Origin of the sequence: Actinoplanes sp. NPDC000266 (genome assembly GCF_042899005.1) — a bacterium.
Classification (GTDB): domain Bacteria; phylum Actinomycetota; class Actinomycetes; order Mycobacteriales; family Micromonosporaceae; genus Actinoplanes.
In genome coordinates, this window is the sequence record NZ_JBIAZI010000006.1 from 421,462 (window position 1) to 434,138 (window position 12,677).

Sequence of the window (12,677 nt, forward strand, 5' to 3'; positions counted from 1 at the left end):
CCCGTCACAGGGAAAGCGTCGTCAATCGGGTGAACTCGCGCGGAAGGTCGTAGCCGTCCCAGATCGACCCGAAGGTGAGCGCCTGGCCGAACGGCACGATCCGGTCGACGCCGCGGCCGGCCAGCGCCTGGCCGAACTCGCGGAGCTCGTCGGCGCCGAAGCCGAAGTGGCTGAACGTCTGGTCCTGCCGGTTCATCGCCGGCACCAGGTCGAGCAGCGAGCCGACCTCGGCGAACGGGAAGGCGCCGGCGCCGATCCAGCGGCGCGGCGCGTCCGGCACGGTGGCCAGCGACATCGCGGTCACGGAGTTGGCCGGGAACGCCATCGAGGAGATCGCGCCGGTGGCGGCCAGGCCGTACGCGTTGACCCTCTTCTCGACCGCCATGGCCGCGTCGATCTCCCAGCCGCGCTGGCCGGAGATCTCGATGAGCAGCTCGATGAACTCCTCGCGCACGTCACCGGTGTCCTCGCCGACGATGAACACGGTGCGGGGCGACGAGCAGGCGGCCTGGTCGAACCAGTAGGCGTCGTTGGTGAAGCCGAGGACGCCCTCGCGCTTGCGCTTGTCGTCGGCGGCGCGCCAGCCGGTGGCCGACAGCGCCGCCCACGACGTGCGGTCGGGGAAGGTCAGGTCGCGCGCGGACGGGCGCAGCTGGTGCTTGCGGATCGCCTCGACGGTGTTGTCGCCGCCCCAGATGACCCGCAGGTCGGCCCACTTGCTGAGGGCGCCGGTGATGGCGTCGTCGCGGCCGTAGGTGACCATCCGCTGGGTGCGGCCGATGATCGGGTCGGAGTCGGCCAGCACCTCGTTGAGCGCGCCCAGGATGGTGTCGGCCGCGGTGGCCGAACGCTCCGAGATGCGCACCACGTTGTGGTTGCCGGCCAGGGCGGACAGCGCCCACGAGTACACGAAGATCGTGTCGACGTTCGCCGGCGGCACGTGGAAGACGTTGCCGCGCGGGAAGACCAGCGCGTCCTCGTGCTGCATGTGCTTGACCACGCGGTGCAGCTCGGCCGGGCGCAGGAAGAAGCCGAGCGAGCCCAGCTCCGGGTGGCGCCGCGCGACGGCGGGCACGAGCAGCTTGCGGGCCAGCTTGCCCAGGAAGTCGACGACCCGCGGGTCGCCGACGGCGAGCCGGTCCGCCGAGGGGGCGGTGAGGTCGCCCTCGGCCCCGAACCGGTACCTGATCGTGGTCACGCCGCCTCCCGGTAGGTGTCGGAGCAGCCGCGGGCCTCGGCCCGCGGGAGCCGGCCGAGCACCGAGAAGCGCTTGCCGGGCCAGTCGCCGTCGTCGATGCCGTGCACCACGCCGAGGTCCTCGGTGAGGATGATGTGCCCCGGGTACGAGGTCGGGAGCGTGCTGATCACCTCGATCAGGCCGGGCTCGCCGACGGGCTGCTCCTCCCACGTCTGCGGGTTGCGGATCACGATGTCGGCGAAGTCGGGGCAGTAGAGCGAGCCGCCGGACTTTCCTTCGAGGAAGACCGTGCCGATCTGCTCGATCATGCCGTAGTAGTTGTGCACGCTGGTCAGGCCGACGCCGGCCAGCCGGGCGCGGAACTCCTCGGGCGAGACGGCCTGGTCGATCAGCTTCTTCCAGCCGCCCGAGTGGATCAGGATGCCGTTGCTGAGGTCGAGGCCGTTGTCGCGGGCCACCTCGTAGAGGTGCAGCCAGACGAGGTAGGTGAAGCCGAAGATGAGGAACGGCTCATTGCCGTACTTCTCCAGGAACTCCTTGAGGGCCGGCAGGTCGACGTGGCCCTCACCGTCGAGCGCCCAGACGTGGTTGCGGCCGAAGTTCGACATGCCGAGCACGCCGGCGCCGCGGGCGCTGAACGACTTGCGGTCCTTCAGCATGGCCTTGGTGTCGACCAGGATCATCGGCAGCCGCTTGGGGCCGAGGACGCTCTGCACGGTGGCGCCGAGGCGGCGGGTCTGCTCGGCCGCCGACTCCTTGTCGAGGTAGATCTTGCTGACCTCGCCGGTGGTGCCGCTGGAGGTCAGAACCTTGTAGATCTCGTCGTCCGGGATGCTCTTGAGTTCGAGATTCTTGAACAGCCGCACGGGCAGCCAGGGCAGGCCCGCGATCGAGTCGGCCGGGGTGTAGCCGGAAGCGGCGAGGATCCGCTCGTACGGCTCGCACTTTTCCCGGTGATGCTCGACCAGCGCGGAGAGCTCCTTGAGAAGGACCTCCTCCTTCGCGGCCTGAGGGAGGGTGAAGACACTCACAGCGAAGACTCCAACGCGCGATAGTCGATCTTGCCGTTCGGCAGCAGCGGCAAGGCCTCAACACTACGCACGTTCACGCCGGTGAAGTGTGTCCCGAGCCACTCCGCGATCTTGGTGCGGAGGGTGCGGGCCTCGTCGTCCGAAATGCCGGCCGCGAAGACCTCGAGCTTGTCGTCGCCGGCCACCGCGGTCACCGGGAAGTTCTTCTCGACGTCGTCCAGGTTGATCCGGACACCGAAGACCTTGGCCATCCGCTTGATCCGGCCGGTGATGAACAGGAAGCCCTCGTCGTCGAGCCGGCCCAGGTCGCCGGTGCGCAGCACGCCGCCCTGCTCGTCGCCCTTGACCAGGTCGGCCGCGGTGTCGGCGTAGCCCATCATCACGTTCGGGCCGTGGAAGACGACCTCATCGTCCTCGATGGTGAAGTGCGAGCCGGGCAGCGCGAGGCCGACCGAGCCGAGCTTCTCCTCGAGGCGCTCCGGGGGCAGCGTAGTCATGCGCGGGGCGGCCTCGGTCTGCCCGTACATCACGTAGAGCCGGCCGCCGACCTTCGCCATCCGCTGGGCGAAGTCGGTGACCAGGTCGGCCCGCAGGCGGCCGCCGGCCTGGGTGAGGTTGCGCAGCGTGGGATATTTCGCCGGGTCGAAGCGCAGGCGGCGCAACATCTCGTACTGCGAGGGCACGAAGGCCATCGAGGTCACGTTGTGCTCGACGGCGGCCGCCCAGAAGTCGCGCTGCATGATGCCGGTGCGCTCGAGGACCACCGTGGCTCCGCGCAGCAGATGCGAGTTCAGGACCGACATGCCGTACGAGTAGAAGAGCGGCAGTGTGGTGATGGCCACCGAATCGGCGGTGATGTCGAGGACCTGGGCGATCTGGTCGGCGTTGGTCTCGACGGCCGGCGCCGAGAGCCGGACCAGCTTGGGGTTGCCGGTCGACCCGCTGGTGGTCAGCAGGATCGCCAGGTCGGGGTGCACCTCGGTGGTGCTGAACCGCTCGACCAGGTCGCTGTGGTCGCCGTCCGGGTCGAGCAGGACGACCGGACGGCCCAGCCGCAGCGCCGCCAGATAACGGGCGATCGACGCGATGGTCGTCTCGATCGGCAGGAAGACCACCCCGCCCGGCTCCTCAGCCAGGACGGCGGCCGCCGCCTCGATGGTCTCTTCGGTCAGCGTCTCGCCGGTGGCCGCGTCGACGACGCGGGCACCGGGGTGGAACAGGTTCACAGCTTGAGTCCTCCGTCGACCCCGATCACCTGTCCGGTGACGAAGCGGGCCTGGTCGGAAAGAAGGAAGGCGATCACGTCGGCCACGTCCTCGGCCTCGCCGAGCCGGCCGAGCGCGGTGTCGCCGACGGTCTGCTCGCGGCCCTTCTCGTCGAGGGTGTCGAGCATGTCCGTACGGATGAAACCGGGCTCCACCGCGTTGACCCGGATGCCCTGGGGCCCGAGTTCCTTGGCGGCGGACCGGGCCAGCGCGGCCACCGCGCCCTTGGAGGCCGAGTAGGCCGCCTGCCCGGCGACGCCGCGGCTCGCGGTGATCGACGAGAGCAGCACCACAGCCGGGTTCTTGCCGCGGGCCAGCAGCCGCGCGGCGCCCCGCAGGGTGAACACGGCGCCGGTGGCGTTGACCGCGAAGAGCCGCTCGATGGTGGCGTCGTCGGTCATGCCGAGCATGCCGGCCGCGTGCGTGCCGGCGTTGACGACCAGCGCGTCGAGGCGCTTGAAATTCTGGAACGCGAGCTGGACCAGCGCCTTGCTCGTGGCGGGGTCGGCGATGTCGCCGTGCGCGTGCAGCACGGTGCCGCCGAATTTCTCGCCCAGCTCAGCCGCGACGGCGGCCACCGCGTCGGCGCCGTGTCCGTGCAGGACCAGGTCGTAGCCGCGCTCCGCCAGCTTGGTGGCGGTCGCCTTGCCGATGCCGCGGGAGGCGCCTGTGACCAGGGCCGCCCGGTCACTCATTGAAGTTGATCCCGTACTTACCGAGGATGCTGATCGCTTCCTGGAAGCTCGACATGTTGATGACGTCGTCTGTGTCAATCATCACCGAGAACTCGTCCTCGATGGTCGCCACCAGGGACATGTGCGCGAGCGAATCCCACTTCTCGTTGTCCTGGTACCGCAGGTCGTCCACGGGGGCGTCCGCCGGAAGGTCGAGGGCGGTACGGAACGCCTCACGCAGTCTCTGCAGTTCGCTCACGGGGTTACTCCAAGGGGGTGTGGACAGAGGATTCTAAAACTGACGGTGGCTCATGAAGGCCGGGCCAATGCTAGCTGAACACGAGGTGAACTACGGTGATCGTTTGAGCTTGACCCGCGAATCGGCAGGTCGGATGGTTATGCTTCCGGCTCGTACTGCGTCCTGTCCCACCCCCCGGGAGAAAATCAAGTGTCTGTTCTGAGCGGATCGTCGATCCTGGTCACCGGCGCGACCGGTTCCTTCGGAAAGGCGTTCCTCAACTACGCCCTGACCCACCTTGACCCGCAGCGCATCGTGGTGTTCTCCCGGGACGAGCTGAAGCAGTACGAGCTGCGGCAGATGTTCAACGATGACCCGCGCCTGCGCTTCTTCCTCGGCGACATCCGCGACAAGTCTCGCCTGGAGCGCGCCATGCACGGCGTCGACTACGTCGTGCACGCCGCCGCGCTGAAGCAGGTCGACACCGCCGAGTACAACCCCTCGGAGTTCGTCGAGACCAACATCAACGGCTCGCAGAACGTGATCGACGCCGCGATCGACAAGGGCGTCAAGAAGGTCGTCGCGCTCTCCACCGACAAGGCGTCGAGCCCGATCAACCTCTACGGCGCCACCAAGCTGGTCGCCGACAAGCTCTTCATCGCCGGCAACCACTACGCCGCGACCCACCCGACGCGCCTCGCGGTCGTTCGTTACGGAAACGTTATGGGCAGCCGTGGCTCGGTCGTCCCGCTGTTCCGCAAGCTCGCCGCCGAGGGCAAGAGCCTGCCGATCACCGACAAGCGGATGACCCGCTTCTGGATCACGCTCCCCCAGGCCGTGAAGTTCGTCGTCGACTCGTTCGACGTGATGCAGGGTGGCGAGCTGTTCGTCCCGCGCATCCCGAGCATGCGGATCCTCGACCTGGTCGAGGCCGTCGCCCCGAACTCGCCCACCCACGAGATGGGTGTCCGGCCGGGCGAGAAGCTGCACGAGGAGATGATCGCCTCCGACGACAGCCGCCGCACGCTGCGCTTCCCCGACCGCTACGTGGTCCAGCCGGTCGTGGCCAGCTGGGGCTACGAGGCCCCCGAGGGCGGCGAAGAGGTGGCGGACGGGTTCAACTACCGCTCCGACAACAACGACCTCTGGCTGTCGGTCGAGGACATGCGCGCCCTCCTCGAGGAGAACTGATGCTGCCCTACGGGCGGCAATCCATCGACGAGTCCGACGCTGAGGCGGTCGTCGCGGCCCTGGGCAGCGACTGGCTGACCACCGGGCCGCGCGTCGCCCAGTTCGAGGCGGACATCGAGGCCGCGGCCGGCGCGCCGGCCGTCACGGTCACCAACGGCACGACCGCGCTGCACACGGCGTACGCGGCGGCCGGTGTGGGCGCGGGCGACGAGGTGGTCACCACCCCGATGACGTTCGTGGCCACGGCCTCGACCGCCATGATGCTGGGCGCCAAGGTCGTCTTCGCCGACATCGAGGACGACACGGCCAACATCGACCCGGCCGCCGTCGAGTCGCTGGTCACGTCGAAGACCAAGGCCATCGCCGCGGTCGACTACGCGGGCCACCCGGCCGACTACGACGCCCTCCGGAAGATCTCGGAGGGCGCGGGCGCGGTGCTGATCGGCGACGCCGCCCACTCGATCGGGTCGTCGCTGAACGGCCGCCCGGTCGGCTCGCTGGCCGACCTGACCACGTTCTCGTTCTTCCCGACGAAAAACCTGACCACGGCCGAGGGCGGCGCGGTCGCCTCGATCCGTCCCGATCTGCTGGAGCGTGCCCGCACGTTCCACAACGTCGGCATGGTCAAAGACCCGGCCAAGCTGCGTCACCCCGACGAGGGCGGCTGGTTCTACGAGGTGCAGGAGCTCGGGCTGAACTACCGGCTGCCCGACCTGCTCTGCGCGCTCGGCAGCTCGCAGCTCAAGCGGCTCGGCGCGTTCAAGGCCCGCCGCCAGGAGCTGACCGCCCGCTACGACGCGCTGCTGGCCGACGTTCCGGGCCTGCGGCTGCCGATCCAGCGTGAGGGTGTCGACCCGCTGCGTCACCTGTACCCCGTTCGGGTTTTGGACGGCCGTCGCCGCGAGGTGTACGACCGGCTGCGCGAAGCGGGCATCGGTGTGCAGGTCAACTACATCCCGGTCTACTGGCATCCCGCGTTCGAGGAGCTGGGCTACCGCCGCGGGATGTGCCCCGTCGCCGAGGCCTTCTACGCTGAGGAGCTATCGTTGCCGCTCTTCGTCGACCTCAGCGATGCCGACCAGGACCGAGTCGTCGAGGCGCTGCGGACCATCCTCGGGAGCTAGACGGGTGCACCACGCCAACCACTTCTACGGCCACGCGCACATCCTCGCGGAATACTGCGGCCTCGATCCGGACGATCCACCCCGGATCGACGGCTTCGTGCAGCACGGCTGGAACGTGGTGGACGGGCTCGGCTACGGCACGCCTTATGTGCCGGGCCGGCCCATCCTCGTCTACTCGGAACGCACGAGGCGACGGGCATGGTCGATGGGGCGCCGGCATGTCACGGTCATCGGCGCCCCCTTCCTCTACCTGCTGACCATGCGCCCCGAGGAGGCGGACGCTCCCCCACGCGAGGGCACGATCTTCTATCCGTTCCACGGCTGGGAGAACCAGCAGGTCCTCGGCGATCACCAGCGGCAGGTCGAGGAGATCCTGGAGACCGAGGACGGCCCGGTCACCTTCTGCCTCTACTGGAACGAGTTCCAGAACGACAAGGTCCGGGAGTCGTACGAGCAGTACGGCCGCGTGGTCTGCCACGGTTACCGCGGCAAGCAGTGGCTCGACACCGACCGTTTCTTCCTCGACAAGCAGCTGGCCGAGCTGCGCCGGCACAAGCGCGTCGCCTCGAACAGGCTGAGCAGCGCGATCTTCCACGGCGTGGCCGCCGGCTGCGAGCCGGCCGTCTACGGCGACCCGATGCACCTCGACCGGGAAGACCTGCCGATGGCCGAGCGGATCCGCCGCGAGTGGCCCGAGCTGCACGGCAAACACCTCGACATGGCCGTCGCCCGGCCGTCGGCGCTGAGCGAGCTCGGCGACGGATATCTCGCCTCGCCGGACGAGCTCCGCGTGATTCTCGGGTGGAGCGCGAAGGCTAGGGTGCCCGCGTGATGCAAATGGTCGGGGGCGAGATGCCCTCTTTCACCGAGGAGCGCCCGCCCGCCGGCGGCGCCCTCTTCGGCTATCTCACCGAGCAGGTTCCCGACGGCGCCGAGGTGCTCGTCGCCGGACCGCACGACGCCGCGCTGATCGGCGCGCTCGCCGCCCGCGCCACCGTCACCTGCCTGCTGCGCTCCCAGCCCGACGCGATCGAGCTGGAGAGCCGCGGCGTGCGCGTGCTCTGCGGCAGCCTGCCCAAGGTCACCGGCGAGTCGTACGACGTCGTGGTCGCCCTCGACGGCCTCGAGCGCCTCTGCTCGGTCGAGGGGGCCCAGCTCGACTGGGTGGAAAGCCTGCGCGCGCTCCAGGGCCTGCTGCGGCCCGGCGGCACGCTGCTGCTGGCCGTCGAGAACGAGCTGGGCGTGCACAAGCTCGTCGACCCGTCCTCGGCCACCGCGTCGCAGGCCGACAGCGCCTGGCGCCCGCTGGGCGAGTTCGACACCAAACCCGGCAACCCGGGCCGCCTGGCCGGCCGCCTCGCGGCCGAGGGCCTGGCCGTCGACTGGCTGGGCGCGGCCTGGCCCGAGCCGACCGCCCCGACGCTGATCGCCACGCCGAACGCGCTCCAGGACGGGCCGGCCGACGCGCTGGCCGCCGTCACCGCGAGCGCCGCCGCCAAGGCGTACACCGAAAAGCCCGTCCTGAGTGACCCGCGCCGGCTGGCCGCGGCCGCCGTGCGCGGCGGGCTCGGCCCCGAGCTGGCCGCGGCCTGGCTCGTCGTGGCCCACCGCGCACCCCGCCCGGCGGCCGCCCTGAGCCTGCCGCCGGTGCTGATCGGCGACGGCCCGGTGGTCGAGCTGGCGCCCGGCCGTGACGGCGCGTGGACACGGCGCGTACTCCATGAAGTCGCTGGTCAGGACCTTTCCGCGCTGAACGGGCCGCTGCCGGAAGGTCGCCTGCTCGAGGAGTTGCTCTTGGCCGCCTGCCTGCGGCACGATCTTCCGATCGTGCGGCGGTTGCTCACCGGCTGGACCTCCGCGCACCCCGGCGCCGCCGCCGACAACGTGGTGGTCCACGAGGACAACTACACAGTGCTTGATCCCAGCGTCCCGCCACGGACCGACGTGATCCGCCGGTTCGCGCAGACGCTGCTCGGCGGCGGCTACGCGCACCCCTGGCCGGCCGCCATCGACCTTCCGACCCTGTCCTCGATCCTGCACGCCGCCGCCGGACTGCCCGGCGACGACGCGGAGACCGAGGACGCCGGCGAGGAACCCCCGCTGCCGGACTCGCGCCGGGAGCACGAGGAACAGATCCGGGCACTGCGCCGGCAACTGGCCGACGCCGCCTCCCGCGCCCAGTGGTTCGAGCGCGAGCTCAACCGCCGGGACTCCGAACTTCGCAAGGCCCGCATGCAGATCGCCGCCTTCAGCGGCTCCGTGAGCTTCCGTGTTGCAAAACTCGGAGTCGGGGTAGCCCGCAAGGCCCGCAATCGCCTTCGAAAAGGACTTTCATGACAACCCTCGGCATCATCCAGGCCCGGATGGGCTCTTCCCGGTTGCCCGGCAAGGTGCTGCGCAAGCTGGGCAACCGCAGCGTGCTCGAGCGGGTCGTCCGTGCCGCCGCGCAGAGCGGTGTCCTCGACACCATCGTGGTGGCCACCACCACCGAGCCCGACGACGACGCGGTCGCGGCCGAGTGCGCCGCCCTCGGCGTGCCCTGCTACCGCGGTTCGGTCGACGACGTCCTCGACCGCTTCCTGGGCGTGCTGGACGAACACGAGAGCGACGTCGTGCTCCGCTTCACCGCGGACTCGCCGCTGCTCGACCCGGAGCTGATCGCCCGCGCCTACCGGGTCTTCATGGCCGCCGAGGCCGATTACATGACCACGTCGATCGTCAAGACGCTGCCGCGCGGCCTGGACGTCGAGGTGGTCCGCACGCCGGTCCTGCGCGAGATCGACGCGCTCGCCACCGAGCACCACCGCACGCACGTGACGTCGTACATCTACACCCATTCGGAGGAGTTCGACGTGATCGGGCTGACGCTTCAGCCCGACCTGTCGCACCTGCGGCTCACCCTCGACACCGAGGACGACTGGAAGCTGATCGAGGCGATCGTCCAGCACTTCGGCGACGAGCCCATCTCGGTCCGCAAGCTCACCGATTGGCTGGCCGGCCGGCCCGACCTCACCGAGCTGAACGCGCACGTCCTTCAGAAGGCCCTGGTACAGGCGTAACAGTGACGATCGTTGGAATTCGCTGCGACGCCGGTGCCCGCACCGGCGTCGGGCATCTGGTCCGCTGCGTGGCCCTGGCCGAGGAGCTGGTGTCGCGCGGCGTGTCCGTCCGGTTCCTCAGCGACCTGGGCGGCGTGGAATGGGCCGAGGCCCAGCTCACCCAGCGCGGACTGCCCTGGCACCCGGCCCCGTTCGACGAGATCGGCCTGGTCGCGGCGACCGAGCGGCTCCAGCTCGACGCGCTGGTGGTCGACTCGTACACGCTGCCGCCGCAGCACACGGTCGCGGTCCGCAAGACCGGGCTGCCGGTGCTGGCCATCGTCGACGGCGACTTCCGCGGGCAGTCGGCCGACATCTACGTCGACCAGAACCTGGACGCGGTCATCGACGTCGAGGACGCGATCGGCCTGGCCGGGCTCGACTACGCGCTGCTGCGGGGTTCGGTGCGGCAGTTGCGGCCGCTCTCACCTCCGGTGCACACCTCCGGGCGTACACCCAAGGTCGTGGCCTTTTTCGGCGGCACCGACGCCTATCGCGCGGCGCCGGCGATCGCCCGGCTGCTGGCCCTGACGGAAGCACCGCTCGACGCCACGATCATCGGGGCCAACGAGGAGCTGCGCCAGGAGCTCCAGGCGGTGACGCCGGCCGGGGGGCAGCGCTTCGAGATCATCCCGCCCACCGACGACCTGCCGAAGCTGCTGGCCGGGGCCGACCTGGCGGTCAGCGCCAGCGGCACGTCGACCTGGGAACTGCTGTGCCTCGGCCTGCCGGCCGCCCTGGTCTGGGTGGTCGACAACCAGATCCTGGGGTACGACCGCACGCTCGCCCGCGGCTTCGCGGCCGGGATCGGGCAGCTCGGCCACTTCGGCCCCGACGCGGTGACCACGCTGCGCACGCTGCTGACCGACCCGGCCCTCCGCACCGATCTGGCCCGGAAGGCCTGGGCCGCGGTCGACGGACAGGGCGTCTCCCGGGTGGCCGACGCGCTGCTGGCCAAGGCCGCTGGTTAGGGCTGGGTCACCTCGATGACGACCTTGCCGACGGCGTTGCCCTCGACGGCCTCGTGCGCGGCGCCGGCCTGCTCGAACGGATAGCGCAGAATCGGCAGCCCGGCCTCCTCGCCGACCCGGAAAGCGCCGGCGTTCACGGCCTCGGCCACGGCGGCGACGGCGTTGTCCTTCTCCTCGGCGCTGGTCGTGTAGGTGAGCACGAAGTCGAGGCTGACGTTCTTGAGCATCGCCTTGAAGCTGGGAATGGTCACCTTGCCGCCGACGTAGATGGCGATGTTGCCGCCCGGCGCCACGACGTCGAGGTCGATCGGCAGGTTGTCGGTGCTGACCTCGACGATGATGTTCGCGCCGCCCTCGGCCAGCTCGGCCACCCGGGCGACGACGGCCTCCTCGCGGTAGTTGATGACGGCGTCGGCCCCGGCGGCCACGGCGAGGTCGGCCTTCTCCTTGGACGAGACGGTGCTCAGCACCCGCGCACCGGCCCACTTGGCCAGCTGAATGGCCGCGTTGCCGACCGCACCGGCCCCACCGGCGACAAGCACGGTCCGCCCGTCGAGCGCACCGGGCCCGAGCCGCTGCGGCCCGTCACTGGCCAGGGTGAGGCAGCGGTGAGCGGTCAGCGCCGGGATGCCGAGGGCCGCACCCACCTCGAACGGAACGTCGTCGTTCATCCGCACGACCTGCCGCCGCGGCAGGACCACGTATTCCTGGGCGGTGCCGTTCTCCCGCCCGTAGCCGCTGTCCCACACCCAGACCCGGTCCCCCGGCTCGAGCCCGGTCACCCCGTCCCCGACGGCGTCGACCACACCGGCCCCATCCTGGTTGGGCACCCGGGGCGGCGACACCCCATCGGGCACACCCTTGCCGGCCCGCGTCCCGGTGTCGGTCGGATTGACCGCCGACAACACGATCCGCACCCGCACCTCCCCGGGCCCGGCGGGCGGCAGATCCCGCTCCTCGATCGTCAGAACGGACGCCGGACCGGGCTCGTGGAACACAGCAGCACGCATCTCCCCACCCTAGGACCAACGGCTGAGATAGGCGTCGCGATCGATCTCGGGCTCGGGCTGCGGGCGCGCGTCGAGGAACAGGCCCAGGGCCGCGATCACCCTGAAGACCAGCCCGACCTCGACGGTCGGCTTACCCGCCTCGAGGTCGGAGAGCCATCGCCGGCTGACGCCGGCGCGCTCGGCCAGCGCCATCTGGTTGAGGCCGGCCGCCTTACGGCTGCCCCGCACGTACCGTCCCAGATCATCCGGACTGTTCAGCCGCATCGAACCTCCCGTTGTGCACGTACGCGCACATTCTAGATGTTGTGCACGTACGTGCACATTCGCTCGGCGACCTCAGTGATCCGGCGGGCCGTCCGAACTTCTCTGTGATCGCTGTTCCTGCGGCTCCTGGAGGTCCGCGTGCCCACCGTGCTGATTGCCGACGATGACGCTGACCACCTCGAGCTCATGAGCCTGGCGCTGGAGCGGGCCGGGCACACCGTGATCCGGGCCCTGGACGCGCCGTCGGCCATGTCCGTGCTGCGTGGTGGCGGCATCGACGCCGCCCTGCTCGATGTGCGGATGCCCGGGGAGAGCGGCATCGAGCTGTGCGAGCGGCTCCGGCGGGAGCCGGCCACGGCCTTCCTGCCGATCATGGTGGTCAGCGCCGATGTCAACGATCAGCGGATCCTGCACGCGATCAACGCGGGGGCCGACGACTACATGCCCAAGCCCTTTCAGCGCGAGGAGCTCTGCGCCCGGCTCGACGGGTTGCTGCGGCACCGGCCCGGCGTGAGCCGGCCCCCGGCCGCGGTGGCCGCGGCGGCGCGGCAGTCGGCCCGGAAGAGCTGGTCGGAGACGCGCCAACAGGCAGTCAACTGACTGATCCCGGCGC

14 protein-coding genes are annotated in these 12,677 nt (G+C 70.2%); 7 read left to right on the forward strand and 7 right to left on the reverse strand.

Features of this window, described 5'->3' with window-relative positions:
* Positions 1 to 4: 4 nt before the first annotated feature.
* The 5 genes from ACFY36_RS26190 to ACFY36_RS26210 are packed head-to-tail and all read right to left on the reverse strand — an operon-like array spanning position 5 to position 4,427.
* On the reverse strand, positions 5 to 1,198 hold the full coding sequence (locus tag ACFY36_RS26190) for an acyl-CoA reductase (RefSeq protein WP_499748571.1): 1,194 nt from the start codon (positions 1,196 to 1,198) through the stop codon (positions 5 to 7).
* Positions 1,195 to 2,229 (reverse strand): LuxE/PaaK family acyltransferase, encoded by a 1,035-nt coding sequence (locus ACFY36_RS26195; RefSeq protein WP_499748572.1) that lies wholly within the window; start codon positions 2,227 to 2,229, stop codon positions 1,195 to 1,197. Before ACFY36_RS26195 ends, ACFY36_RS26190 begins: the two co-directional genes overlap by 4 nt.
* Positions 2,226 to 3,455, reverse strand: coding sequence for an AMP-binding protein (locus tag ACFY36_RS26200; RefSeq protein ID WP_499748573.1), 1,230 nt, complete (start codon positions 3,453 to 3,455; stop codon positions 2,226 to 2,228). Before ACFY36_RS26200 ends, ACFY36_RS26195 begins: the two co-directional genes overlap by 4 nt.
* Positions 3,452 to 4,189, reverse strand: a complete 738-nt coding sequence (locus ACFY36_RS26205) for an SDR family NAD(P)-dependent oxidoreductase (protein ID WP_499748574.1) — start codon at positions 4,187 to 4,189, stop codon at positions 3,452 to 3,454. Before ACFY36_RS26205 ends, ACFY36_RS26200 begins: the two co-directional genes overlap by 4 nt.
* Positions 4,182 to 4,427: an acyl carrier protein gene (locus ACFY36_RS26210; RefSeq protein ID WP_097328818.1), complete on the reverse strand. Its 246-nt coding sequence runs from the start codon at positions 4,425 to 4,427 to the stop codon at positions 4,182 to 4,184. Before ACFY36_RS26210 ends, ACFY36_RS26205 begins: the two co-directional genes overlap by 8 nt.
* 189 nt (positions 4,428 to 4,616) lie before the next feature.
* On the opposite strand from ACFY36_RS26210, the gene pseB reads away from it, so the two are divergent.
* Genes pseB through ACFY36_RS26240 form a run of 6 tightly spaced genes read left to right on the forward strand, consistent with a single transcriptional unit; the run spans position 4,617 to position 10,790 of the window.
* The gene (pseB, locus tag ACFY36_RS26215) at positions 4,617 to 5,597 is read left to right on the forward strand and encodes a UDP-N-acetylglucosamine 4,6-dehydratase (inverting) (RefSeq protein ID WP_499748575.1); all 981 of its coding nucleotides are present in this window, start codon (positions 4,617 to 4,619) and stop codon (positions 5,595 to 5,597) included.
* Positions 5,597 to 6,721, forward strand: a complete 1,125-nt coding sequence (locus ACFY36_RS26220) for a DegT/DnrJ/EryC1/StrS family aminotransferase (RefSeq protein ID WP_499748576.1) — start codon at positions 5,597 to 5,599, stop codon at positions 6,719 to 6,721. Before pseB ends, ACFY36_RS26220 begins: the two co-directional genes overlap by 1 nt.
* A 4-nt stretch (positions 6,722 to 6,725) precedes the next feature.
* Positions 6,726 to 7,553: a hypothetical protein gene (locus ACFY36_RS26225; RefSeq protein WP_499748577.1), complete on the forward strand. Its 828-nt coding sequence runs from the start codon at positions 6,726 to 6,728 to the stop codon at positions 7,551 to 7,553.
* Positions 7,553 to 9,058: a class I SAM-dependent methyltransferase gene (locus ACFY36_RS26230; RefSeq protein ID WP_499748789.1), complete on the forward strand. Its 1,506-nt coding sequence runs from the start codon at positions 7,553 to 7,555 to the stop codon at positions 9,056 to 9,058. The genes ACFY36_RS26225 and ACFY36_RS26230 overlap by 1 nt, the downstream gene beginning before the upstream one ends.
* Positions 9,055 to 9,780 (forward strand): cytidylyltransferase domain-containing protein, encoded by a 726-nt coding sequence (locus tag ACFY36_RS26235; protein ID WP_499748578.1) that lies wholly within the window; start codon positions 9,055 to 9,057, stop codon positions 9,778 to 9,780. The genes ACFY36_RS26230 and ACFY36_RS26235 overlap by 4 nt, the downstream gene beginning before the upstream one ends.
* A 2-nt stretch (positions 9,781 to 9,782) precedes the next feature.
* Positions 9,783 to 10,790: a PseG/SpsG family protein gene (locus tag ACFY36_RS26240; protein WP_499748579.1), complete on the forward strand. Its 1,008-nt coding sequence runs from the start codon at positions 9,783 to 9,785 to the stop codon at positions 10,788 to 10,790.
* Here the strand turns inward: ACFY36_RS26240 and ACFY36_RS26245 are convergent.
* The gene (locus tag ACFY36_RS26245) at positions 10,787 to 11,800 is read right to left on the reverse strand and encodes an NADPH:quinone reductase (protein ID WP_499748580.1); all 1,014 of its coding nucleotides are present in this window, start codon (positions 11,798 to 11,800) and stop codon (positions 10,787 to 10,789) included. The two genes, ACFY36_RS26240 and ACFY36_RS26245, sit on opposite strands and share 4 nt — an antisense overlap.
* A gap of 9 nt (positions 11,801 to 11,809) precedes the next feature.
* The gene (locus ACFY36_RS26250; protein WP_499748581.1) at positions 11,810 to 12,064 is read right to left on the reverse strand and encodes a helix-turn-helix domain-containing protein; all 255 of its coding nucleotides are present in this window, start codon (positions 12,062 to 12,064) and stop codon (positions 11,810 to 11,812) included.
* Positions 12,065 to 12,202: 138 nt separating this feature from the next.
* Here ACFY36_RS26250 and ACFY36_RS26255 point away from each other — a divergent pair, with 138 nt between their 5' ends.
* Positions 12,203 to 12,664 carry a response regulator gene (locus ACFY36_RS26255; RefSeq protein WP_499748582.1) on the forward strand — a complete coding sequence of 154 codons (462 nt, stop codon included), beginning with the start codon at positions 12,203 to 12,205 and terminating at the stop codon, positions 12,662 to 12,664.
* Positions 12,665 to 12,677: the final 13 nt, after the last annotated feature.

Excerpts from the sequence above, each read along its gene's own strand:
- ACFY36_RS26220 (WP_499748576.1), top strand. The coding sequence starts at position 5,597 with ATGCTGCCCTACGGGCGGCAATCCATCGACGAGTCCGACGCTGAGGCG.
- ACFY36_RS26245 (WP_499748580.1), bottom strand. The coding sequence starts at position 11,800 with ATGCGTGCTGCTGTGTTCCACGAGCCCGGTCCGGCGTCCGTTCTGACG.
- ACFY36_RS26235 (WP_499748578.1), top strand. The coding sequence starts at position 9,055 with ATGACAACCCTCGGCATCATCCAGGCCCGGATGGGCTCTTCCCGGTTG.
- ACFY36_RS26205 (WP_499748574.1), bottom strand. The coding sequence starts at position 4,189 with ATGAGTGACCGGGCGGCCCTGGTCACAGGCGCCTCCCGCGGCATCGGC.
- ACFY36_RS26250 (WP_499748581.1), bottom strand. The coding sequence starts at position 12,064 with ATGCGGCTGAACAGTCCGGATGATCTGGGACGGTACGTGCGGGGCAGC.
- ACFY36_RS26230 (WP_499748789.1), top strand. The coding sequence starts at position 7,553 with ATGCAAATGGTCGGGGGCGAGATGCCCTCTTTCACCGAGGAGCGCCCG.